Below are 22,677 nucleotides of genomic sequence, written 5' to 3'. Positions count from 1 at the left end.
CTGCGGGGGCGCGGACGTGACGTCCGCGCCCCCGCAGGGTGGGTGCTTCCTTACAGGTCGTAGTACAGCTCGAACTCGTGCGGGTGGGGCCGGAGGGCGATCGGGGCGATCTCGTTGGTGCGCTTGAAGTCGATCCAGGTCTCGATCAGGTCCGGGGTGAAGACGTTGCCGGCGAGGAGGTACTCGTGGTCGGCCTCCAGGGCCTCCAGGACGGCGGGGAGGGAGGAGGGCACCTGCGGGACGTTGGCGTGCTCCTCGGGGGCGAGCTCGTAGAGGTCCTTGTCGACCGGCTCCAGCGGCTCGATCTTGTTGCGGATGCCGTCGAGGCCGGCCATCAGCATGGCGGAGAAGGCCAGGTAGGGGTTGGAGGACGGGTCCGGGGCGCGGAACTCGATGCGCTTGGCCTTGGCGTTGGAGCCGGTGATCGGGATGCGGATCGCGGCCGAGCGGTTGCGCTGCGAGTAGACCAGGTTGACCGGCGCCTCGAAGCCCGGCACCAGGCGGTGGTAGGAGTTCACCGAGGGGTTGGTGAAGGCCAGCAGCGAGGGGGCGTGCCGGAGCAGGCCGCCGATGTAGTAGCGGGCGGTGTCGGACAGGCCGGCGTAGCCCTGCTCGTCGTAGAAGAGCGGCGAGCCCTCGCTCCACAGCGACTGGTGGACGTGCATGCCCGAGCCGTTGTCGCCGAAGATCGGCTTCGGCATGAAGGTGGCCGTCTTGCCGTTGCGCCAGGCGACGTTCTTGATGATGTACTTGAACAGCATCAGGTCGTCGGCGGCGTGCAGCAGGGTGTTGAACTTGTAGTTGATCTCCGCCTGGCCGGCCGTGCCGACCTCGTGGTGCTGGCGCTCGACCTCGAGGCCGGCCTTGGCCAGCTCCAGCGACATCTCGGCGCGCAGGTCGGCGAAGTGGTCCACCGGCGGGACGGGGAAGTAGCCGCCCTTGTACTTGACCTTGTAGCCGCGCGCGTCGCCCTCGGCGGCGCCGGTGTTCCAGGCGCCCGCCTCCGAGTCGATGTGGTAGAAGGACGCGTTGGCGCTGGTCTCGAACCGCACCGAGTCGAAGACGTAGAACTCCGCCTCGGGCCCGAAGAAGGCGGTGTCGGCGATGCCGGAGGACGCGAGGTAGGCCTCGGCCTTCTTGGCGACGTTGCGGGGGTCACGGCTGTAGGCCTCGCCGGTGACCGGGTCCTGGATGAAGAAGTTGATGTTGAGGTGCTTCTCGGCCCGGAACGGGTCGAGGCGGGCGGTGGCGAGGTCCGGCACGAGGGCCATGTCGGACTCGTGAATGGCCTGGAAGCCGCGGATCGACGAGCCGTCGAACATCAGGATCTCGGACGGGTCGAAGGTCGCCGCAGGTACGGAGAAGTGCTGCAGTACGCCCGGCAGGTCGCAGAAGCGGACGTCGACGAACTTCACGTCGTTGTCCTGGATGAACTGCTTCACTTCGGCGGCGTTGTTGAACATCCATCCTCCTCGGCGTGCGAATTGGGCTCACCCTAGGAATGGGTCGTTTCCAGTCGGTGACCCGCTCGTTTCCTAGATGTTAACCAGGACCGCCGAACGGGTGGCAAAGGCGTACGGTACGGGGCAAATCGCCCCGCCGACCTGGAGACCCTTGGCTAAATGGTCTGGACCACTTGGTAAGCCAGGTGATCGGGATTCACCCGGTCGGGGCGGGGCCCGGTGCCGCGCCCCGCCCGGAGGGGAGCCGGTGCGGGCGCCCGGGGTCAGCCCGGTTAGTGTGGATTCGTGGACACCAGAGAAGCGTTGGGATCGTGGATCGACGGCCCGAAGGCGGCCGCCGAGAAGATGGGCGCCGACTTCGGCTACCGCGGCGAGCGCCTCGGACTGCCCGAGGAGGGCCCCGGCTCGATGGCCGGCCCCGGCCGACGGATCGGCTCCCTGTTCGTGGACGGCTGGCTGGTCGCCCTGGTCTCCTACGGCCTGATCGCCAAGGGTGACCAGGCCGAGGCCAACCTGTGGACCCTCCCGCTCTACTTCCTGGTCGCCGCCGTCCTGCTCGCCACCACCGGCACGACCGTCGGCAAGCGGCTGTTCGGCCTCCGGGTGGTCCGCCTGGACGGCCGCCGCGCGACCATCCCGCAGGTCCTGCTGCGCACCGTCCTGCTCTGCCTGGTGGTGCCGGCGCTGGTCTGGGACCGCGACACCCGCGGCCTGCACGACAAGGCGGTCGGCACGGTCGAGGTCCGGATCTGACGACGTCCACGTAGGCGGTCACGCACGACAGCTGCGACCGCCCAACGGCTGAACGCCGAACGGCCCCGCTGAGGAAACTCAGCGGGGCCGTTCTCGTGTCGTCAGGGGAGGGGAGAGGTCAGCGGGCCTGGCCGCCCTTGGGCATCCGGGCGCCCTTGGGCATCGGGCCCTTGGGGATCGGCGCCTTGGAGAGCAGGTCGCCCAGCGCGCGCAGGCGGTCGTTGGTCTCGGTGACCTGGGAGGCGGTGATGGCGCGGGGCAGGCGCATCAGGTGGATCTGCAGCTTCTTGAGCGGGATCTCGCCCTCGCCGTTGCCCACCACGATGTCGTGCACCGGCACGTCGCCGACCACGCGGGCCATCTTCTTCTTCTCGGAGGCCAGCAGCTGGCGCACCCGGTTCGGGTTGCCCTCGCCGATCAGCGCGATGCCGGCCCGGCCCACGGCGCGGTAGACCGCGTCCTGGTTACGGGTGACCGCGACCGGGGTGGAGTTGGAGCTCCAGCCGCGCCGGATGTTGTTCAGCACCGCCGCGACGGCGCCCGGCTGCCCCTCCATCTGACCGAACGCGGCGCGCTCGGCCCGGCGCCCGAAGACGATCGCCATGGCCAGGACGGCCACGATGAAGCCCAGGATGCCCAGGTAGATGGGGTGGTCGATCGCGAAGCCGATGGCGAGGAACACGCCGAAGGTCAGCAGGCCGACGCCGGCGATGATCAGGCCGATCTTGGTGTCGACCTTCTTGGTCATGGTGTACGCCAGGCGGATCTGCTTCAGTCGCCCGGGGTTCTCGGATGTTTCCCTCGCCATAACGCTCATGGTACGTGGCGCGGGTACGGGATATCCAAGCCCGGGTACCCGTTCGCCCGAACCGTGACCTGTGTGCCCGCGCACCGTCGCACACAGCGACGGCGGGGCCTCAGGGGCGTACGGAGCGTGCCCTCGCCGTGCCCGCCGCTGCCCCGCCTGCCAGGGCGTCGTGTCGGCGGTCCGCCGCGTACCGGCGGTTCTCGCACACCGCCGCCCAGGCGTTGAGTCGCGCGTGCCGCTGGCCGGGCGCCAGCAGGACGCTCTCGGCGAACCGCAGCGCCACCCCCACCGACCGGATCCGCATCCGCATGCCGAACAGCTCCTCTCGTGGCTGAGAAGAATCGAACGCTCACTGGGCGTCCATCATCCCCACCCCGTGTTACCAGTCCGTGACCAGGCAGTCAAAGCGTGGTGAAGCTCGAAAGGGCGGAGCCGCAGCTCCGCCCTTCGAATGGCCCAGTGGCCGAAACCTGCCCCGGAGCGTCAGACCGCGGCCTGTGCGCGCCGCTCCAGCGCCTGCCGGTACAGCCGGCCGGCCCGGTACGACGAACGCACCAGCGGCCCCGACATGACACCCGCGAAGCCCAGCTCCTCGGCCTCCTCCTGGAGCTCGACGAACTCCTGCGGCTTCACCCAGCGCTCCACCGGGTGGTGGCGCAGCGAGGGGCGCAGGTACTGGGTGATGGTGATCAGCTCGCAGCCGGCCCCGACCAGGTCGGCCAGCGCCTGGCTGACCTCCTCGCGGGTCTCGCCCATGCCCAGGATCAGGTTGGACTTGGTCACCAGCCCGGCCGCGCGGGCCTGGGTGATGACGTCGAGCGAGCGCTCGTACCGGAACGCCGGGCGGATCCGCTTGAAGATGCGCGGAACCGTCTCGACGTTGTGCGCGAGCACCTCGGGGCGGGAGGAGAAGACCTCGGCCAGCTGCTCGGGCACCGCGTTGAAGTCGGGGATGAGCAGCTCGACGCCGGTACGGCCGCCCGCGCGCTCGGCGGTCATCGCGTGCACCTGGCGCACGGTCTCGGCGTACAGCCAGGCGCCGCCGTCCTCCAGGTCGTCGCGGGCGACGCCGGTGATGGTGGCGTAGTTGAGGTCCATGGTGACGATGGACTCGGCGACCCGGCGCGGCTCGTCGCGGTCGAACTCGGCGGGCTTGCCGGTGTCGATCTGGCAGAAGTCGCAGCGGCGGGTGCACTGGTCACCGCCGATGAGGAAGGTCGCCTCGCGGTCCTCCCAGCACTCGAAGATGTTGGGGCAGCCGGCCTCCTGGCAGACCGTGTGCAGCCCCTCCTTCTTCACCAGCGACTGGAGGGCGTTGTACTCCGGGCCCATCTTCGCGCGGGTCTTGATCCACTCGGGCTTCCGCTCGATGGGGGTCTCGCTGTTGCGGACCTCCAGGCGGAGCAGCTTCCTGCCGTCGGGCGCGACAGCGGACACGTGCGACTCCTAGAACTAGACGGGGTACCCCCAGGGTACGCCTGTGGTTGTACGGCCTGTGCCGGGCCTGCCGCCCTGCAATCGCAGGGCAACGCGGCTACCGGCCAGTAGATTCCCAGCGGCTGACGGTTCCAGCCGCATCGGCACCGGGCTTCAGCGGCTGAACGGCGGCGGGCTTCAGCGGCTGAGCGCCGGCTCCGGCAGCTCGGCGAAGACGTCCTTCAGGTGCCGCTCGACGGCCGGCAGCGCCTCGCCGACGCCGAAATCGCGCCCCAGCTCGCCGGCCAGCGAGGCCACGCCCGCGTCCCGGATGCCGCAGGGCACGATCTTGTCGAAGTACGTCATGTCGGGGTCGCAGTTGAGCGCGAAGCCGTGCATGGTCACCCCGCGGGCGACCCGGACGCCGATCGCGGCGAGCTTGCGGTCGCCGCCGCGCTGCCCGGCGTTGGACGGGGCGTACTCGGGCCCGGCCAGGCGCGGGTCGATGCCCAGCGGCAGGCCCATCCGCAGGGTCAGCTTGCCGATGTCCACCACCTCGGCCGGGTCCACCACGGCGTCCGGGATGTTCTGGCCCAGCACCCAGACCCCGCTGCGGCCCTCGACCCGGGTGGTCTCGACGCCGAAGTCGGCGGCGGCGCGGATCAGCGCCTCCTCCAGCCGGCGGACGTACGCGATCACGTCGATCGGGTCGGGCAGCTTGATGATCGGGTAGCCGACCAGCTGGCCGGGGCCGTGCCAGGTGATCTCCCCGCCCCGGTTGACCTCGACCACGGGGGTGCCGTCCAGCGGCAGGTCGGCGGGGTTGGTGCGCTTGCCCATGGTGTAGACGGGCGGGTGCTCCAGCAGCAGCACGGTGTCGGGGATCTCGTCCGCGACCCGCAGCGCGTGCAGGCGCTGCTGCTCCTCCCACGCCTCCTCATAGGGGACGACGTGCTCGCCTATGCCCATCCGCACGAACCGCACGTTATCGCTCACCGCACCGCGCTCCTTGCCAGGCGTTCGGGGCCGGCCTTGCGTGACGGGACCAGCCTCGCGTTCGAGACCAACCTCGCCACTGTACGCCCACGCCCGTACCGGCCGTTCAGCCGCCCGAGAGCAGCTGCAGCCGCAGCGCCAACTGCAGCTCCAGCGAGCGCTCCGGCCGGCTCCAGTCCCGCCCGAGCAGCGCCTCGACCCGGTCCAGCCGCTGCACCACGGTGTTCACGTGGACGTGCAGCTCGTCCTTGGCCCGGGTGAGGCTGCCGCCGCAGTCGAAGTAGGCGCGCAGGGTGCGGACCAGCTCGGTGCCGCGCCGGGCGTCGTACGCGAGCAGCGGGCCGAGCGTCGCGCCGACGAAGCCGTCCACGTCGTGGCCGTCGCCGAGCAGCACCCCGAGGAAGCCCAGCGCGCCGGCCGAGGCGCCCTCCCCGGCGCGGCCGAGCACCCGCAGGGCGCGCACGCAGCGCAGGCCCTCGGCGTACGCGGCGGCCAGCGCCCGGGGGCCCGCGGCGGGGCGGCCGGCGCCGACGGTGACCGGGAAGCCGGCCAGCCGGGCCAGCCGCTCGGCGGCCTGCCGGGCGGTCCCCTCGGGATCGCCGGTCGTGCCCGCTTCGAGCGGCACCAGCAGCACCACCGCCTCGCCGTGCTCGGCGCCGACGCCCCGGGCGCCGAACAGGTACCGCCGGGCGGCGCCCGCGAGCCGTCCCCGCTCGTCGCCGTCGCCGTCCGCCGGTTCGGCGACCAGCACCAGGTGCGGCCGGGCGAGGTCGACCCCGAGCCGGCGGCCGCGCGCGGTGAGCCCGGCCGGGTCGCGTTCGGGGGCGGTGAGCAGGTCGGTGAGCAACTCGCCGCGGACCCGGTTCTCGGTCTCCGCCACCGAGCGGCGCAGCAGCAGGAGCAGCGCGGTCACCACGCTGGCCCGCTCGAACAGCCGCCGGTCGGCGTCGTCGAGGTCGGGCCGTCCGCGCAGCACCATGGTGCCGAGCGCGTCGTGTCCGGCCAGCACCGCGCACACCCACAGCCCGCCGTGCCGTACCGACCGGCCCTCGGTCCGGGACGCGGCCACTGCCCCGGCCAGCTCGGCGGCGGGCGTCGGCCGCCCGGCCAGCGGCTCGCCCTCGGCGTCCAGGACCGCTATCTCCCCGTCCAGCAGGAGTGCGACGGCGGCGGCGACGTCCGGCACCTCGGCGCCGCGCAGGACCAGGTCGGTGAGCCGGTCGTGCGCCTGCTCGGCGCGCTGGACGGCGGCGGAGTGGGCCCGGACCAGCTCGTTCGCGGTGTTCAGCTCGGCGATCGCGGCCCGGGTGTCGGCCAGGGACTTGGCGGTGTCCAGGGCGATCGCGGCGTGCGCGGCCAGCGTGCAGAGCAGCGCGACCTCGTCGGGGGAGAAGGCGCGCGGCGAGCGGTCGGCGGCGAACAGGACGCCGATGACCTGCCCGCCGAGCAGCAGCGGCACCCCGATGATCGCCACCAGGCCCTCGTCCAGCACGGCCGCGTCGATCGTGCCGGTGTGGCGGAAGCGTTCGTCGGTGCGGTAGTCGGGGGTGGCGTACGGGCGGGCGGTCTGGGCGACCAGCCCGCCCAGGCCGTCGCCGAGGCTGAGCCGCAGGGTCTGGAAGAGCACGGAGACCGAGCCGTCGGTGACCCGCATGTAGGTGTCGCCGGCGGCCTCGTCCGGCAGGGTCAGGTACGCGGTGTCGGTGCCGAGCAGCATCCGGGCCCGGCGGACGATCGCCTGCAGCACGGTGTCCAGCTCCCGGGAGGCGGCCAGGTCCCCGGCGGTGTCGAACAGTGCAGTCAACTCGGCCTCTCGGCGCCGGTGTTGACGCAACGTACGGTGCACCCGCAGGGCCTGCCAGGTGGCGTCGTCGATCTCGGCGAGGACGCCGGCCGGCGCCCCGCGGCGGCGGGCGTCGGCCAGCACCTCGGCGAAGTCCTCGGTGGCGGCGCCGGAGGCGAGCAGGTCGAGCAGCCGCCGCAGCGCGGGTGCGGCGCCCTCGTCGGGGTGGTTCATGGTGCGGGCCGCCAATCGGCGTCGGTTCCGACGGTTGCGAGGAATCGCGATGCTATCGGCTCAACCCTCAGGCCACGGCGGGCTTTCCGACCGCGGCGCCGTCCGCCGGCTGCTCCTCGACCTCGGTGAGGTCCTGCCCCCTGGTCTCCCGTGCGCACAGCACCGCCAGCGCGGTGATCGCCGCCGCGACGGCCACGTAGACCGCGATGGGGGTGGCGCTGCCGTAGTCCTTGAGCAGCGCGGTGGCGATCAGCGGGGCGGGCGCCCCGGCGGCCACCGAGGCGAACTGGGCGCCGATCGAGGCCCCCGAGTACCGCAGCCTGGTCGCGAACAGCTCGGTGAAGAAGGCCGCCTGCGGCGCGTACATCGCGCTGTGGAACACCAAACCGACGGTCACCGCGACCACCAGCGCCCCGAAGGACTCGGTGTCCACCATCCCGAAGAACACGAACGCCCAGACGCCGACCCCGGCCGCGCCCACCAGGTACACCGGTTTGCGCCCGACCCGGTCGGACAGCGCCCCGAACAGCGGGATCAGCGCGAACTGGATCGCCGAGGCGATCAGTACGGCGTTCAGCGCGCTCTGCTTGTCGAAGTGCGCGTGGTTGACGGCGTACGTGAGCACAAAGGTCGTCATCACGTAGTACGAGATGTTCTCCGCCATCCGCGCGCCCATGGCCACCAGCACCTCGCGCCAGTGGTGCTTCAACACCCCCACCAGCGGCGCCGGTTCGGCCTCCTTCCGGGCCTGCGCCGCCCGCAGCGCCTGCCGGAACAGCGGCGACTCGTCCACCGCCAGCCGGATCCACATCCCGACCCCGACCAGCACCGCCGACAACAGGAACGGCACCCGCCACCCCCACGCCAGGAACGCGCTGTCCGACTGCACCGCCGTCATCAACGACAGCACCCCCGCCGCCAGCAGGTTCCCGGCCGGTGCCCCGCCCTGCGGCCACGACGCCCAGAACCCCCGCCGCCGCTGGTCCCCGTGCTCCGACACCAGCAGCACCGCCCCGCCCCACTCCCCGCCGAGCGCGAACCCCTGCACCAGCCGGAGCGTCGTCAACAGCACCGGCGCCGCCACCCCGATCGACCCGTACGTCGGCAGCAGTCCGATCGCCGTGGTCGACCCGCCCATCAGCAGCAGGCTCACCACCAGCAGCTTCTTCCGCCCCACCCGGTCCCCGAAGTGACCGAACACCAAGGCCCCGAGCGGCCGCGCCGCGAACCCGATCGCATAGGTCAGGAACGACAGCAGCGTCCCGGTGAGCGGATCGGTGTTCGGGAAGAACAGCTTCCCGAACACCAGCGCCGCCGCCGTTCCGTACAGGAAGTAGTCGTACCACTCGATCGTCGTGCCGATCAGACTCGCGGCCACCACTCGCGGGAGTGAGCTGGTCGCCGCCGAACCACGTGCAGGGGCCTTCATGGGTCACCACTTCCAGGTCCAGAGGGGGAGGATGTCGCCACAAGGTAGGAACCCCACGCTCCCGGGACTATGTGACCGACCCACACATCGCCTCGGATGGATATGGCCGACCACCCCATGACCGCCTCGGTCCCTGGCCGTTGCCCACCTCCCACCCCTGACCCCGTCCCGCCGTGCTCGTAGGGGATCGACTCAGTGCGCCGTCCACCCGCCGTCGATCGGGAGGCTGACGCCGGTGATGTAGGAGGCGGGTGGGGAGCAGAGCCAGAGGGCGAGGGCGGCGACCTCGGAGGGTTCGATGAGGCGCTTGACGGCGGTGCGGTCGAGCATGACGCGGTCGACGACCTCGTCCTCGGGGATGCCGTGGGCGAGGGCCTGGGCGGCGATCTGCCGCTCGACCAGGGGGGTACGGACGTAGCCCGGGTTGAGGCAGTTGCTGGTGACGCCGTGGGGGGCGCCTTCGAGGGCGACGGTCTTGCTGAGGCCTTCCAGGGCGTGCTTGGCGGTGACGTACGCGGACTTGAAGGCGCTGGCGCGCAGGCCGTGGACGGAGGAGATGTTGACGATCCGGCCCCACCGCTGTCCGTACATGTGGGGGAGGGTGCGGCGCAGGATGCGGAACGGGGCCTCGACCATGACGCGTTGCATGAGGGTGAAGCGGTCGAGCGGGAACTCGTGCACGGGCGCGAGGTGTTGCAGGCCGGCGTTGTTGACCACGATGTCGGCGTCGTCCGGCAGGGCGTCCACGGCCTCGGGGTCCGCGAGGTCCGTGACGATCGCGCGCCCGCCGATCCGCTCGGCGAGGTCCCGGGCCGGGCCGGCCGCGAGGTCGACGACGTAGACCCGGGCGCCGGCCCCGGCGAAGGCCTCGGCGCAGGCGCGGCCGATGCCCGAGGCGGCGCCGGTCACCAGGGCCGTGCGGCCGTCGAGCGGGCGGGCAGTAGAGGTGTCCATGGCCGAGAACGGTAGGAATCCGGCGGCGCGGCTCCCATGTGGCGGGCCGCTACAGCAGCAGGGTTCCCCATGGCGGAAACCGACATGACGGTCGATCGGCGGTTCGACCCCGGAAGGCCAAACCCATCCTGACCTCGCTTCCCCACAATGGGCGCGGTTGCTTCACCCGTTCGGAGGATTGCTCGGTCAGATCCACCCATAGCGCCCGAATGCTCGCTACATTCACGCCGATTCCCGACAGGGGGCGCCGCCCCAGGCCGCCGAAGTGCTGGTAGAGCCCGGTGCGACGTCCGAGAGGTGTTGACTGACATGCCCCAACGGCCTGCAACCGACAGCCCGGCGTACGGACCGCTCGACCCGCTCGGCCAGCACCGAGGTCCGGTCGGCCGGACCCTTCCGGACGCCCCCGACGCCCTGGCCCCCAACGCCCTGACCGGCGACACGCTGACCACCGACGCCCCGACCGCAGACGAACTGCGGCTGCCCGTGCAGGCCGCACCGAACCGGCACGAAGCCACCGCCGCACCCGCCCCCGCGACCACCAGCGGCCACGGCAGCCACACCGGCCACTCCGGCCCGGCCCCGCAGAACGGCCAGCTCGCCGCGCTGATCGAGGAGGCCGGCTTCTCGCACGCCGGACTGGCCCGCCGGGTCGACCAGCTCGGCCTGGAGCACGGCCTCGACCTGCGCTACGACAAGACCTCGGTCACCCGCTGGCTGCGCGGCCAGCAGCCCCGCGGCGCCACCCCGGCGCTGATCGCCGAGGTCTTCACCCGCCGCCTCGGCCGCCGCCTCACCGCCCAGGACCTCGGCCTGGACGCCTGCGCCCCGGTCTACGCGGGCCTGGAGTTCGCCGAGACCCCGCAGGAGGCGGTGGACATCGTGGCGAGCATGTGGCGCAAGGACAACGGCCCGCAGTCCGAGCTGCGCCGGATCGCCTTCACCCCGGCCGGGCTGGTCGTCCCCAGCCGCGACTGGCTGATCGGCCGCACCGACGAGCGGGTCGCCCGGGACGGCTCCACCCTGGTCCGCCCGGACGCCGCCACCGGCCCGCCGGGCACCGCCCCCACCCCACCCGCGCAGAGCGCCACGAGCGCGCCCGGCGCCCTCGCCGTGAGCCCCGCGCGCGGCCAGGCCCCCGGCGTCCCCGGCTCCCGCAGCACCGCCGGAACCACCGGCACCGCCGCCACCATCGGTCGGGTGCCCACCCAGAGCCGCCGCCCGCCGGCCGCCGTCGAGCCGTCGTACACCGACCCGACCCGCGAGACGCGCCCCGCCCTACGGGTCGGCCGCGGCGACATCGCCGCCATCCGCGCCGTCGGCGACCTCTTCCGCGCGCTCGACCACGCCTACGGCGGCGGTCACGCCCGCCAGGCACTGGTCCGCTACCTGGAGAGCGAGGCCGAGCCGATGCTGCGCGGCCGCTACGGCGAGCAGATCGGCCGGGCCCTGTTCGGCGCGGTCGCCGACCTGACCAGGCTGGCCGGCTGGACGTCCTTCGACATCGCCGCGCACGGCCTCGCCCAGCGCTACTTCGTCCAGGCGCTGCGCCTCTCCCAGGCCGCCGGGGACCGCGCGCTCGGTGGCTACGTCCTGGTGACGATGAGCCATCAGGCCGTCCACCTGGGCCACGGCCGGGAGGCCGTCCAGCTCGCCCGGGTCGCCCAGCAGGGCGTGGGCACCGCCGTCCCGCCGGTGGTCCAGTCGCTGATGCACGCCGCCGAGGCGCGCGGGCACGGCCTGCTGGGCGACGTCCGCTCCTGCACCACCGCCCTGGTCCGGGCCGAGCGCTCGCTCGCCGCCTCCCGGACGGGCGACGAACTGCCCTCCTGGGCGCGGTACTTCGACGAGGCGCAGCTCTCCGACGAGTTCGCCCACTGCTACCGCGACCTCCAGCAGTGGCGCACCTCCGCGCAGCACGCCGAGAAGTCGCTGCGGCTGCGCTCTCCCGCCTACGCCCGCAGCCGGATCTTCTGCCGGCTGGTGCTGGCCACCGCCCGGCTCGGCATGGGCGACCTCGACGAGGCCTGCACGATGGCCACCGACGCGCTGCGGGCGGCGGGGGAGATGCGCTCGGCCCGCTCGCTGGAGTACGTCCGGGACTTCCACCGCCGTCTCACCCCCTACCGGGGCAGCCCGGTGGCCCGCGCCTTCGAGGAGACGGCCCGCCAGGCGGGGGTGATCTGAGCGCGCGCCTGACGACACCCGACCACACGGATCACCCGCCCGACCACCCGACAGCCGGGCCGAGCAGGATTACCGGTTCCCGGCCCGGACCCTCGGCTGCTCAGCCGAGGGTCCGGGCCGATCAGGGCACCGAGCACGATCTCGAACACGACGGTCGGTACGGCGGTATGGCGGTACGGCGGTACGGCGATCCACCGCGGCAGCCGGTCGGTGAGCAGTGGCGCGGCGACGGCTGCCGCGGGGATCAGGATCAGTGCGACCGGCTGGGCGGAGGCGCTCACCGCGAGACGGTCGATCGGCGGAAATCATCCGATGAACGGTCAGAGCGTGTACATCGGCATCCCGGCACGCCGTCGGTCTGTCACCCCGGCAGACCGCTGGCGTGTTCGGACGACCGAACAGCACGTCCGAGCAGCACGTCCGAGCAGCACGCCCCAAGGCCTACGGCCTCAGGCCGCCGCCTCGGCCTCCCGCGCGTCCGCCGGCAGCCCGAGGTCGCGCAGCACCGCCCACGCCGCCCGCCGCCCGGAGACCAGCGCACCCTGCACGGTGCTGGTGTCCCGGTGGTCCCCGGCGACGTACAGCCCGGCCAGCACCCGCACCGGCCGGCGCGGGTTGTGCGGCGGCGGCATCGCGGGCAGCGCGTCCGGGACGTGCCGCACGCTGAGGAACTGCCAACCCGCCGTCGAGGCCCCGTACAGCTCGGCCAGCCGGGCCCGGACGGCCGGTTCCAGTCCGGCCGGGCCGCCCGCGTCGAAGGAGCGCCGCCCGAGCACGGTGGTGGCGACCAGCGCCTGCCCGGCCGGGGCGAAGGACGGGTGCAGCTCGCTGAGCACCAGCGAGTGCGAGACCAGCGGCGGGTGCCCGTTCGGCCGGTCGCCGTCGAGCAGCAGCACGGCCTCGTTCAGCGGGGCGCGGTCGGCCGCGTGGAAGAAGGTGGTGACGGGGTGGAAGTCCGGCAGCCGTAGCCCGGGCAGCAGTTCGACGGCGGAGCGGGCGTCGGTGGCGACCACGACGGCCTGGGCGCCGATCCTCCCGTGGGCGAGGGTCTCCACACCGTCGGCGGTGACCGAGGTGACCTGCACCCCGGTCCGCACGGTGCCGGCGGGCAGCGCGGCGGCCAGCTGGGCGGGCACGGCCGCGATCCCGTCGGCGGGCAGACAGAGCCGTCCGCGGGCGTAGGAGCGCAGCACCAGGTCGGCGATCCGGCTGCTGGTGCCGAGCGCCTGATCGCTGAGCAGCGCGCTGAGCAACGGGCGCAGGAAGCCGTCCACGGTGCGCGGGGCGAGGCCGTGGCCGGCCAGGGCGCGGGCGGCGGTGGTCTCCGGGCGGGCCTGCAGCCGGCCGGCCGGGGTGGTGGCGATCCGGCCGAGCCAGCTGCCGAGGCGGGCCTTGTCCAGCGGGCTGCCGAGCGGCGCCCGGGTGGCGGCCTGGCGGGCGGTGGTGAGCTGTGGGTCCCCGGCGCGGTAGCGGCGTCCGGCGCTGTGCACCAGCACGCCGGGCGTGAGCTGGCGCAGGTCCAGGCGGTCGAGGTCGAGCGCCCGGCGCAGCTCGGGGAAGGCGGTGTTCAGCAGGTGGCTGCCGTCGTCGAGCCGGAATCCGTCCAGCTCGCGGGTGGCCATCCGGCCGCCGATCCGGTCGGTGGTCTCCAGGACCTGAACGGCGAGGCCGCGGCCGGTGAGTGCGCGGGCGGCGGCCAGGCCCGCGAGTCCGGCGCCGACCACGACGACGTCCGGGTCGGACGGTCGACGGGCGCGGCGGGTGAAGTCGTATGTGGGCACTGGCGTGCTCCCTCCCTGGTCCCGGGGCTCCGGCCGACGCAGGCAGCGGGGTGCCGGGACACGGTCCGTGGAAGGTGATGCCCAGTCAGTGTGAGCGTCAGACAAGCGCAACGAACCGGATGCGGGGGTCGGGAGGGGTTGTGCGGCGCCGGGCGGGGGCGCGGTCACGGACAGTGCGCCGTGGCGGCCGGGATGCGGGGTCGGCGGGCGCGTACGGTCACCGGGGGCGTGCGACGCGCCCGCCATGTGCTCCCGTGCGCCCCCTGCCGGAGCCCCGTCCGACCCCCGCCCGGCATATGCCCCTGGCCAGGGCAAATGCCGTAGGAGGCCTACGCGCGAAGCGGGAGTCAGAGGGCCGCGCGCACCGCCGAGTCCACGTCCGGGTGCGCGAAGCGGAACCCCGCGTCCAACAGCCGCCGCGGTACCACCCGGTGGCTGCCGACGACCTCCACCGCCAGCTCCCCGAGTACCGCCTTGAGCACCGCCTCCGGCACCGGGAACGGCGTCGGCCGCCCCAGCGCCCGGCCGATCGCCGTGGTCAGCTCGGCGTTGGTCACCGGCTCCGGTGCGGTGAGGTTGAAGGCGCCGGAGAGGTCCTCCCGGTCGATCAGGAACCGCAGTGCGGCCACCTCGTCGGCCAGTGAGATGTAGCTCCAGTACTGCCGCCCGCTGCCCAGCCGTCCGCCCAGGCCCAGCTTGAACAGCGGGAACAGCCGCCCGCCCGCCCCGCCGGCGGTGGAGAGCACCATCCCGGTGCGCGGGTGCACGACCCGGATCCCGGCCCGCTCGGCCGGCCGCGCCGCCGCCTCCCACTCCAGGCAGACCTCGGCCAGGAAGTCGTCCCCGGCGGGGGAGTCCTCGTCGATCACCCGGTCGCCGGTCTGTCCGTACCAGCCGACCGCGGAGGCGCTGACGAGCACCCGCGGCGGCTCCTTGAGTTCGGCCAGTGCGACGGCCAGGGTCTCGGTGCCGTAGACCCGGCTCTCCCGGATCTCCCGCTTGTACGCGTCCGTCCAGCGGCGGTCGCCGACCCCGGCACCGGCCAGGTGCACCACCGCCTCGACCCCGGCGAGGCCGTCCCGCTCGACCTGGCCGAGCAGCGGGTTCCAGCCGATCGCCGTACTGCCGTCGGGCTGCGGGCCCGTCCTGGTGTGGCGCCGGACCAGCCGGACCACCTCGTGGCCGTCCGCCAGCAGGGAGCGGACGAGTGCCGAACCGATCAATCCCGTGGAGCCTGTGACAGCGATGCGCATGGGCCCCATCCTCGCAGTACTTGATCCCCCTCACGTTCGCACGCGCGTCATTAGGCTGACGCGCATGCCCCGTGACTCCCATGACGATCTGATCATCCGTCCGGCGTGGCCGGAGGACGACCGCGAGCTCGCCGCCCTCGACCGGGCCTCCTGGTCCACCCTCTCCGACGTCTCCCCGGAGCCGCAGGCCAGGGACGGGATCTTCGACGAGCGGCACACTCCCGACCAGTACCTGCTCGCCGTGCTGGACGGCCGGATCGTCGGCTACACCCGCCAGGTCCCGCCGACCCCGCTGGCCAGCAACCGGCACGTCCGGCAGATCCAGGGCCTCGTCGTCGACGGCACGGTCCGCGGCCGGGGCATCGGCCGCCGCCTGGTCGAGGCGGCCTGCGCCGCGGCCCGGGCCGCGGGCGCCCGCAGGCTGACCCTGCGGGTGCTCGGCTGGAACGCCCCGGCCCGCCGGCTGTACGAGAGCTGCGGCTTCGTCGTGGAGGGCTCGCTGACCGAGGAGTTCCTGATCGACGGCCGGTACGTGGACGACATCTGGATGGCCCGCCGACTGGTCGACTGAGGCGCACGAGCTGACGCATCGTCAGTGGAGCGGGCGCTGCAGAGTCGTGACGTACCCGCCCTGTCTGGAGCCGCGCCCCGCCGGGTACCGTACGCCCGTGAGCAACTCGACGCCTCCCGGGTGGTACCCGGTCCCCGGTGCGGACGGCACCCCCGGTCACGAGCGCTGGTGGGACGGCAATGCCTGGACCAGCGAGGTCCGGCCGCTCCAGGGCGGAGCCGGACAGCTCGCCGACGCCCCGACCCAGGCCTGGCAGCCGCCGGCCCCGCAGCCCCCGCAGCCTGGCTACGGCTACCCGGCGCAGGGCGGCTCGCCCGCCCCCGGCTACGGCTACCCCGGCCAGGACGGCCGGGCCCCCGGCTACGGCTACCCGGGTCAGGACGCCGGCCAGGCCCCCGGGTACGGCTACCCCGGCCAGGAGGCCTACCAGGGCGGCGGCTACTACCCGGGCCAGGGCTACCCGCCGCCCGCCCCCGCGAGGACCAGGCCCGGTGTGATCATCGGGATCACGGTCGGCGTGCTGGCCGTGGGCGGGATCATCACCGGGCTCGTGCTCAGCCAGGGCGGCGACCCGAAGGCGGGCCCGACCCCGAGCCCCACCGTGTCGGTCAGCCAGAGCGACAGCCCCGGGCCGACCCCCTCCCCGACCGAGAGCACGACCACCGCCGCGCCGCCCAAGCCCGTCCCGGTCGTGAAGAGCACCGTCCCGGACGCCCAGCACGCGATAACCGTCCCGGTGCTGGACGGCTGGGACGTGTCGCCCAACCCGGCGCACTCCACGGTCTACCTCGGCAGCGGCCGCTACACCTGCGCGGACGGCAACGCGTGCATCCGCGGCCAGTTCTCGGTGGAGAAGGACACCATCCAGGGCGACTCGCCCAAGGCGGCCGCCGACGCCGCGATGCCGGCCTACGCCGGGGGCATCTTCACCGGGATCACCTCGCACACCGACTCCGGCTCAGGCTTCGTCAGCGTCGCCGGAGTGCTCGGCTACGCCACCCGCTGGCACGTCCGCACCTCGGACGGCACCCAGGGCTACGTCCTGCTGGCCGCCGTCCCGGCCAAGGGCGGCGGCTACGTGGTCTTCGAGGGCGGTGTGGACGACGACCCGGCCGCGCCGGACGCCTCGGTGCTGGACCAGATCCTCAAGGGCATCAAGCAGGACGGCAGCTCGGGCAGCAGCACCTGACCGATCCCGATCAGTCCCCGTAGCGCTCCCAGAGCTTGGGGAAGCGTTTCGCCATGACGTCCGGGTCGTCGAAGTCCAGCGCCGCCCCGGCCGGCCGCCCGGCCTGTCGACCGCCCACCTCGGGCAACGGCAGGCCGGTCAGCCGCTCGTACGCCTCGTCGGCCGCGTAGCCGAGGTCCTCGGCCTCGCCGTCCTCCTCCTCGTCGAACTCGGGCAGCAGGTCCGCCAGGTCGTCCGGCTCGGCCAGCCCGCCCTCGAAGACCTCCCGGCCCTGGCCGATCAGCCAGCAGCGGAAGAAGTCGAAGGTGTCCTCGGAGGCGCCGTCCAGCAGCAGGTAGGCCGCGCCCCACAGGTCGTAGCGGTAGGCGCGCTGGAACCGGGCCTCGAACAGCCGGGCGAAGTCGATCACGTCGTCCGGGGTCAGCCGGACGAGGTGATCGACCAGCCGGTCGGCCTGCTCGTCGGGATCGCCCTCGGCGGCCTCCCGGGTCTCGTCGATGATCTGCCAGAAGTCGGTCTCGTCCATCACCGCTCCAGCATCCCCGCTCGGCCGCCTCGGCGCATGCCGCGACCCGAGGAGAAGACGGCGGAATCCCGCGCCGTCCGGGAACGGCGGAACCCCGCGCCGTCCGGGGACGACGCGGGGTTCGGTACGACCGGGGTGCCTTACAGGCCGAGCTCGACCTCGAACTCGCCGGCCTCCAGGATCTCCTTGACCGCGACCAGGTAGCGGGCGGCGTCGGCGCCGTCCACCAGGCGGTGGTCGTAGGAGAGCGACAGGTAGGTCATGTCGCGGATGCCGATGGCGGTGCCGCCGTCGGCCTCGATGACGACCGGGCGCTTCACGGTGGCGCCGATGCCCAGGATGGCGGCCTGGTTCGGCGGCACGATCACGGTGTCGAACAGCGCACCGCGCGAGCCGGTGTTGCTGATGGTGAAGGTGGCGCCGGACAGCTCGTCCGGGGTGATCTTGCTGTCGCGGACCTTGGCGGCCAGCTCGGCGGTCTTCTTCGAGATGCCGGCGATGTTGAGGTCGCCCGCACCCTTGATGACCGGGGTCATCAGACCCTTCTCGGAGTCCACCGCGATACCGATGTTCTCGGTGTCGAAGTAGGTGATGGTGCCCTCGGCCTCGTTGATGCGGGCGTTGACGACCGCGTGGGTCTTCAGCGCCTGGGCGGCGGCCTTGACGAAGAACGGCATCGGGGAGAGCTTGACGCCCTCGCGGGCGAGGAAGCCGTCCTTGGCCTTGGCGCGCAGCGACATGATCTTGGTGATGTCCACCTCGACCACGCTGGTCAGCTGGGCCTGCTCGTGCAGGGCCTTCATCATGTTGTCGCCGATGACCTTGCGCATGCGGGTCATCTTGACCGTCTGGCCGCGCAGGGCGGACGGCGCGGCGGCGGCCTTCGGCGCGGCGGCCGGAGCGGCGGCGGCGACCGGGGCCGGGGCGGCCTTGGCGGCCTCCGCGGCGGCGATGACGTCCTGCTTGCGGATGCGACCGCCGACGCCGGTGCCGGCGACGGAGGACAGCTCGACACCCTGCTCGGCGGCGAGCTTGCGCACCAGCGGGGTGACGTAGGCGTCACCGGCGTCGGCGGCCGGGGCAGCCGGGGCAGCCGGGGCCGGAGCGGCGACCGGGGCCGGAGCGGCGACCGGGGCCGGAGCGGCCGGGGCAACCGGAGCGGCAACCGGAGCCGGCGCAGCGGCCGGAGCCGGAGCGGCAGCAGCGGCACCCGGGGCACCGATCAGCGCGAGCTGGGCGCCGACCTCGGCGGTCTCGTCCTCGCCGACCAGGATCTTGACGACGACGCCGGCGACCGGCGACGGGATCTCGGTGTCGACCTTGTCGGTGGAGACCTCGAGCAGCGGCTCGTCGACCTCGACCGTCTCACCCTCGGCCTTCAGCCAGCGGGTGACGGTGCCCTCGGTGACCGACTCGCCCAGCGCGGGCAGCAGCACCGGGTGGGCGTCGCCGGCCGGAGCGGCGGCAGCCGGAGCGGCAGCCGGAGCCTCGGCGACCGGAGCCGGAGCCGGAGCGGCGACCGGGGCGGCCGGGGCAGCGACCGGAGCGGCCTCGGCGGCGGGCGCCGGGGCGGCAGCGGCGGCCTCGGAGCCGTCGTGGATGATCGCCAGCTCGGCGCCGACCTCGACGGTCTCGTCCTCGCCGACCTTGATCGAGGCCAGGATGCCGGAGGCGGGAGCCGGGATCTCGGTGTCGACCTTGTCGGTCGACACCTCCAGCAGCGGCTCGTCGACCTCGACACGCTCACCCTCGGCCTTCAGCCAACGGGTGACGGTGCCCTCGGAAACGCTCTCGCCCAGCGCGGGCAGTGTTACTGAGACCGCCATGGTTTCAGCGACTCCTATCAAGTCTTGCGTACGGGAAGTACTGGAAAAGGGGGTGGTGGGCGCGATCAGTCGTGCGCGTGCAGCGGCTTGCCGGCCAGCGCCAGGTGCGCCTCGCCCAGGGCCTCGGACTGGGTCGGGTGCGCGTGGATCAGCTGCGCGACCTCGGCCGGCAGGGCCTCCCAGTTGTAGATCAGCTGGGCTTCGCCGACCTGCTCGCCCATGCGGGCGCCGACCATGTGGACGCCGACCACGGCGCCGTCCTTGACCTGGACGAGCTTGATCTCGCCGGCGGTCTTCAGGATCTTGCTCTTGCCGTTGCCGGCCAGGTTGTACTTGAGGGTGACGACCTTCTCCTTGCCGTACAGCTCGACGGCCTTGGCCTCGGAGATGCCGACGGAGGCGACCTCGGGGTTGGAGTAGGTCACCCGCGGGACGCCGTCGTAGTCGATCGGCATCGGCTTCAGGCCGGCCAGGCGCTCGGCGACCAGGATGCCCTCGGCGAAGCCGACGTGGGCGAGCTGCAGGGTCGGGGCGAGGTCGCCGACGGCCGAGATGGTGGGCACGTTGGTGCGCATGTACTCGTCGACCAGGACGTAGCCGCGGTCCATCGCGACGCCGTTCTCCTCGTAGCCGAGGCCGGCCGAGACCGGGCCGCGGCCGATGGCGACGAGCAGCAGGTCGGCGTCGATCTGCTTGCCGTTCTCGGTGGAGACGCGGACACCGGTCTCGGTGTACTCGACGCCCGAGAAGCGGGCCTTCAGCTCGAACTTGATGCCGCGCTTGCGGAACGCGCGCTCCAGCAGCTTGGAGGAGTTCTCGTCCTCGAGCGGGACGAGGTGCGGCAGCGCCTCGACGATGGTGACCTCGACGCCGAAGGACTTCCAGACCGAGGCGAACTCGACGCCGATGACGCCGCCGCCCAGGATGACGGCCGACTTCGGGATGCGGTCGAGCTTGAGGGCGTGGTCGGAGGAGATCACGCGGTTGCCGTCGATCTCCAGGCCCGGGATCGAGCGCGGCACCGAACCGGTGGCCAGGACGATGTGGCGGCCTTCGATGCGCTGGCCGTTGACGTCCACCGAGGTCTGCGAGGAGAGCTTGCCCTCGCCCTGGATGAAGGTGACCTTGCGGGACGCCACCAGGCCCTGCAGGCCCTTGTACAGGCCGGCGATGACGTCGTCCTTGTACTTGTGGACGCCGTTGATGTCGATGCCCTGGAAGGTGGCCAGCACGCCGAACTCGGCGGCCTCCTTCGTCTCGTCCGCGATCTCGGCGGCGTGCAGCAGTGCCTTGGTCGGGATGCAGCCGCGGTGCAGGCAGGTGCCGCCCAGCTCACCCTTCTCGACCAGGGCAACGCTCAGACCCAGCTGAGCGGCGCGGAGCGCCGCGGCGTAACCGCCGCTTCCGCCTCCGAGAATGACTACGTCGAAAACGGTGCTGGCGTCGTTCGCCACGTCACGTCCTCCATGCAATGGGGTGGGTCGCCGGGCCGGTCGCGGTCCGGTGGGTCGGATGCCTTTGTGAGGCGCCCAGTCGTGCCGGAAATACATCTTCGCACTTGTTCGCGGTGGCTGATGTCCGGGTCCGCCCCAGGGTCGTCCCACAGGGCGGTCACCGGGGCGGGAACACCCTAGACGGAAGGGCATCATCGCAGCTCAACGCGGTATTGACAGCCGCCGGACGGGCGCCTTCCGCCCTGTTCGCCGCTACCTCTTCCGCTCTGTGGAACAAAGTTTCGCCCGTGGCGAACAGAGGTGCGCCCGGGTGTCCCGGCCTACTCGCAGGTAACCCCCGCGGGAACGCCGACGGGGGCCCGGCGCGTGTGCGCCGGGCCCCCGTCGAGGCTCAGGTCCGGTCGGATCAGGCCTTGCCGTTGGCCGCGGTCTGCTCGGCGAAGCGGACCAGGGTGCGCACCGCGCTCGCGGTGCCGCCCTTCGGGGTGTAGCCGAACGGCGCGCTCTCGTGGAACGCCGGGCCGGCGATGTCCAGGTGCGCCCAGTCGGTGCCCTCGGCCACGAACTCCTTCAGGAACAGGCCGGCCACCAGGCCGCCGCCCATCCGCTCGCCCATGTTGGCCAGGTCGGCGATGGTCGACTCGGTGAAGCCCTTGCGCAGCTCGGCCGGCAGCGGCATCGGCCAGGACTGCTCGCCGACCTCGCCCGCGATGGCGTGCAGGTTCTCGCGCAGCTCGTCGCTGTTGGACATTACGCCGAAGGTGCGGGTGCCCAGGGCCAGCACCATGGCGCCGGTCAGGGTCGCCACGTCGACGATGACGTCCGGGTTCTCCTCGCCGGCCCGCACGATCGCGTCGGCCAGCACCAGACGGCCCTCGGCGTCGGTGTTCAGCACCTCGACGGTCTTGCCGCCGTACATGCGCAGCACGTCACCCGGGCGGGTGGCGGAGCCCGACGGCATGTTCTCGGCCAGCGCCAGCCAGCCGGTGACGTTGACGGCCAGGCCCAGGCGCTTGGCGGCCACCACGGCGGCGAACACGGCGGCGGCGCCGGCCATGTCGCACTTCATGGTCTCGTTGTGGCCGGCCGGCTTCAGCGAGATGCCGCCCGAGTCGTAGGTGATGCCCTTGCCGACGAAGGCCAGCGTGGCCCTCGCCTTCGGGTGGGTGTAGGCCACCTTCACCAGCCGCGGCGGGTTGGCCGAGCCACCGCCGACGCCCAGCAGGCCGCCGTAGCCGCCCTTGGTCAGGGCCTTCTCGTCCAGCACCTCGACCTTGAGGCCGTGCTCCTTGCCGGCCGCCTGGGCGATCGCGGCGAAGCTCTTCGGGTTCAGGTCGTTCGGCGCGGCGTTGACCAGGTCGCGGGCGCGGTTCATCTCCTCGCCGATCGCGGCGGCGCGCTCCACGGCGGCCTTGGCGTCCTTGCTGCCCTTGCGGGCGGCCAGCACGACCAGCTCGCCGACCGGCTCCTTGCCGTTGCCGTTGCCCTTGTACGTGCCGAAGGCGTACGAGCCGAGCAGACCGCCCAGCGCCAGCGCCTCCACGTCGTCCGCGGACTCGGTCGGCAGGGCCAGCGCGGCCTTCTTGGCGCCGGCCAGGGCGCGGGCGGCGACACCGGCGGCGCGGCGCAGCGCCTCCGGCTCGTAACGCTCCTCGGCGGCCTCGCCGAGGCCGACCGCGAGGACGAGCGGGGCCTTCAGGCCGGCGGGGGAGGGCACCTTGACGGTCTCGCCCTCGGCGCCGGTCGCGCCCAGGGTGCTGAGGACCTCGGCCAGCTTGCCCTCGAACGCCTCGTTCACGGCCTCGGCGCCGGGGGCCAGCACGATGCCCTTCGGGCCCTTCGCGAGACCGACCACCAGGGCGTCCGCGCGCAGCGAGGCGGCGGAGGAGGTGCTCACAGACAATGCAGTCACGTAATGCGTCCTGTTCTTTCGCGGGTCCACGGCCGGTCGCGGCGTGACTGCCGAACCGGCGCAGCCCGCCGTGGCAGGCCGTCCGCCGGCGGGTCTGCGGGGTCCGGGCCCCCTGGTGTGCGCGGCCGCCACGGCGGACGCG

The 22,677-nt window shown here is 72.9% G+C and carries 18 protein-coding genes; 4 read left to right on the top strand and 14 right to left on the bottom strand.

Translation table 11 applies throughout. The annotated features are described in order from the left end of the window. Positions 1-50: 50 nt before the first annotated feature. A complete protein-coding gene (glnA, locus tag ACGF12_RS18325; protein WP_393030584.1) occupies positions 51-1,463 on the bottom strand; it encodes a type I glutamate--ammonia ligase in 1,413 nt (470 codons plus the stop codon). Positions 1,464-1,748: 285 nt separating this feature from the next. Between glnA and ACGF12_RS18320 the strand changes: the two genes are divergently transcribed. Further along, the gene (locus ACGF12_RS18320) at positions 1,749-2,216 is read left to right on the top strand and encodes an RDD family protein (protein WP_393030581.1); all 468 of its coding nucleotides are present in this window, start codon (positions 1,749-1,751) and stop codon (positions 2,214-2,216) included. 118 nt (positions 2,217-2,334) lie between these two features. Here the strand turns inward: ACGF12_RS18320 and ACGF12_RS18315 are convergent, their stop codons facing one another. The 7 genes from ACGF12_RS18315 to ACGF12_RS18285 form a co-directional block, all read right to left on the bottom strand. Continuing rightward, entirely contained in the window at positions 2,335-3,033 is a 699-nt protein-coding gene (locus ACGF12_RS18315) for a DUF4191 domain-containing protein (RefSeq protein ID WP_393030578.1), read from the bottom strand. Positions 3,034-3,133: 100 nt separating this feature from the next. Beyond that, positions 3,134-3,334: a hypothetical protein gene (locus tag ACGF12_RS18310; protein WP_387623167.1), complete on the bottom strand. Its 201-nt coding sequence runs from the start codon at positions 3,332-3,334 to the stop codon at positions 3,134-3,136. Positions 3,335-3,507: 173 nt separating this feature from the next. Beyond that, positions 3,508-4,461, bottom strand: coding sequence for a lipoyl synthase (gene lipA / locus ACGF12_RS18305; RefSeq protein ID WP_380609178.1), 954 nt, complete (start codon positions 4,459-4,461; stop codon positions 3,508-3,510). Between the two features lie 177 nt (positions 4,462-4,638). After that, a complete protein-coding gene (gene lipB, locus ACGF12_RS18300) occupies positions 4,639-5,409 on the bottom strand; it encodes a lipoyl(octanoyl) transferase LipB (protein ID WP_393030669.1) in 771 nt (256 codons plus the stop codon). 133 nt (positions 5,410-5,542) lie between these two features. After that, positions 5,543-7,453: a helix-turn-helix domain-containing protein gene (locus ACGF12_RS18295; RefSeq protein WP_393030575.1), complete on the bottom strand. Its 1,911-nt coding sequence runs from the start codon at positions 7,451-7,453 to the stop codon at positions 5,543-5,545. 67 nt (positions 7,454-7,520) lie between these two features. Beyond that, positions 7,521-8,882, bottom strand: coding sequence for an MFS transporter (locus ACGF12_RS18290; protein WP_393030572.1), 1,362 nt, complete (start codon positions 8,880-8,882; stop codon positions 7,521-7,523). 192 nt (positions 8,883-9,074) lie between these two features. Continuing rightward, complete coding sequence (locus tag ACGF12_RS18285) at positions 9,075-9,836, bottom strand: 3-hydroxybutyrate dehydrogenase (protein WP_393030569.1); 762 nt, start codon at positions 9,834-9,836, stop codon at positions 9,075-9,077. 309 nt (positions 9,837-10,145) lie between these two features. Between ACGF12_RS18285 and ACGF12_RS18280 the strand changes: the two genes are divergently transcribed. Further along, entirely contained in the window at positions 10,146-12,023 is a 1,878-nt protein-coding gene (locus ACGF12_RS18280; protein ID WP_393030566.1) for a regulator, read from the top strand. Between the two features lie 449 nt (positions 12,024-12,472). Here the strand turns inward: ACGF12_RS18280 and ACGF12_RS18275 are convergent, their stop codons facing one another. Then, the gene (locus ACGF12_RS18275; RefSeq protein WP_393030564.1) at positions 12,473-13,804 is read right to left on the bottom strand and encodes an FAD-dependent oxidoreductase; all 1,332 of its coding nucleotides are present in this window, start codon (positions 13,802-13,804) and stop codon (positions 12,473-12,475) included. A 347-nt stretch (positions 13,805-14,151) separates the two neighbouring features. Continuing rightward, on the bottom strand, positions 14,152-15,066 hold the full coding sequence (locus ACGF12_RS18270; protein WP_393030561.1) for a TIGR01777 family oxidoreductase: 915 nt from the start codon (positions 15,064-15,066) through the stop codon (positions 14,152-14,154). Positions 15,067-15,121: 55 nt separating this feature from the next. On the opposite strand from ACGF12_RS18270, the gene ACGF12_RS18265 reads away from it, so the two are divergent. After that, complete coding sequence (locus ACGF12_RS18265) at positions 15,122-15,628, top strand: GNAT family N-acetyltransferase (protein ID WP_393030558.1); 507 nt, start codon at positions 15,122-15,124, stop codon at positions 15,626-15,628. A 97-nt stretch (positions 15,629-15,725) separates the two neighbouring features. Beyond that, positions 15,726-16,817, top strand: coding sequence for a DUF2510 domain-containing protein (locus ACGF12_RS18260; RefSeq protein ID WP_393030555.1), 1,092 nt, complete (start codon positions 15,726-15,728; stop codon positions 16,815-16,817). A gap of 10 nt (positions 16,818-16,827) precedes the next feature. Here ACGF12_RS18260 and ACGF12_RS18255 read toward each other — a convergent pair whose 3' ends face one another. From ACGF12_RS18255 to ACGF12_RS18240, 4 genes are all read right to left on the bottom strand, one after another. Continuing rightward, positions 16,828-17,343 (bottom strand): DUF4240 domain-containing protein, encoded by a 516-nt coding sequence (locus tag ACGF12_RS18255; protein WP_393030552.1) that lies wholly within the window; start codon positions 17,341-17,343, stop codon positions 16,828-16,830. A 140-nt stretch (positions 17,344-17,483) separates the two neighbouring features. Next, entirely contained in the window at positions 17,484-19,169 is a 1,686-nt protein-coding gene (gene sucB, locus ACGF12_RS18250; protein WP_393030550.1) for a 2-oxoglutarate dehydrogenase, E2 component, dihydrolipoamide succinyltransferase, read from the bottom strand. A gap of 65 nt (positions 19,170-19,234) precedes the next feature. Continuing rightward, positions 19,235-20,623, bottom strand: a complete 1,389-nt coding sequence (lpdA, locus tag ACGF12_RS18245; RefSeq protein WP_224284763.1) for a dihydrolipoyl dehydrogenase — start codon at positions 20,621-20,623, stop codon at positions 19,235-19,237. A 406-nt stretch (positions 20,624-21,029) separates the two neighbouring features. After that, the gene (locus tag ACGF12_RS18240; RefSeq protein ID WP_393030546.1) at positions 21,030-22,535 is read right to left on the bottom strand and encodes a leucyl aminopeptidase; all 1,506 of its coding nucleotides are present in this window, start codon (positions 22,533-22,535) and stop codon (positions 21,030-21,032) included. Between the last annotated feature and the right edge of the window lie 142 nt (positions 22,536-22,677).

Origin of the sequence: Kitasatospora sp. NPDC048296 (assembly GCF_043201815.1) — a bacterium.
In the GTDB taxonomy this organism is placed as follows: Bacteria; Actinomycetota; Actinomycetes; order Streptomycetales; family Streptomycetaceae; genus Kitasatospora.
The sequence above is the reverse complement of the archived record's forward strand: the minus strand, read 5'-3'. Positions and strand labels throughout refer to the sequence as shown.

Bases quoted from the DNA above. Each gene is read 5' to 3' on its own strand.
- glnA (WP_393030584.1), bottom strand. From the start codon at position 1,463: ATGTTCAACAACGCCGCCGAAGTGAAGCAGTTCATCCAGGACAACGAC.
- ACGF12_RS18315 (WP_393030578.1), bottom strand. From the start codon at position 3,033: ATGAGCGTTATGGCGAGGGAAACATCCGAGAACCCCGGGCGACTGAAG.
- ACGF12_RS18310 (WP_387623167.1), bottom strand. From the start codon at position 3,334: ATGCGGATGCGGATCCGGTCGGTGGGGGTGGCGCTGCGGTTCGCCGAG.
- lipB (WP_393030669.1), bottom strand. From the start codon at position 5,409: ATGGGCATAGGCGAGCACGTCGTCCCCTATGAGGAGGCGTGGGAGGAG.
- ACGF12_RS18295 (WP_393030575.1), bottom strand. From the start codon at position 7,453: ATGAACCACCCCGACGAGGGCGCCGCACCCGCGCTGCGGCGGCTGCTC.
- ACGF12_RS18290 (WP_393030572.1), bottom strand. From the start codon at position 8,882: ATGAAGGCCCCTGCACGTGGTTCGGCGGCGACCAGCTCACTCCCGCGA.
- ACGF12_RS18285 (WP_393030569.1), bottom strand. From the start codon at position 9,836: ATGGACACCTCTACTGCCCGCCCGCTCGACGGCCGCACGGCCCTGGTG.
- ACGF12_RS18280 (WP_393030566.1), top strand. From the start codon at position 10,146: ATGCCCCAACGGCCTGCAACCGACAGCCCGGCGTACGGACCGCTCGAC.
- ACGF12_RS18270 (WP_393030561.1), bottom strand. From the start codon at position 15,066: ATGGGGCCCATGCGCATCGCTGTCACAGGCTCCACGGGATTGATCGGT.
- ACGF12_RS18265 (WP_393030558.1), top strand. From the start codon at position 15,122: ATGCCCCGTGACTCCCATGACGATCTGATCATCCGTCCGGCGTGGCCG.
- ACGF12_RS18255 (WP_393030552.1), bottom strand. From the start codon at position 17,343: ATGGACGAGACCGACTTCTGGCAGATCATCGACGAGACCCGGGAGGCC.
- sucB (WP_393030550.1), bottom strand. From the start codon at position 19,169: ATGGCGGTCTCAGTAACACTGCCCGCGCTGGGCGAGAGCGTTTCCGAG.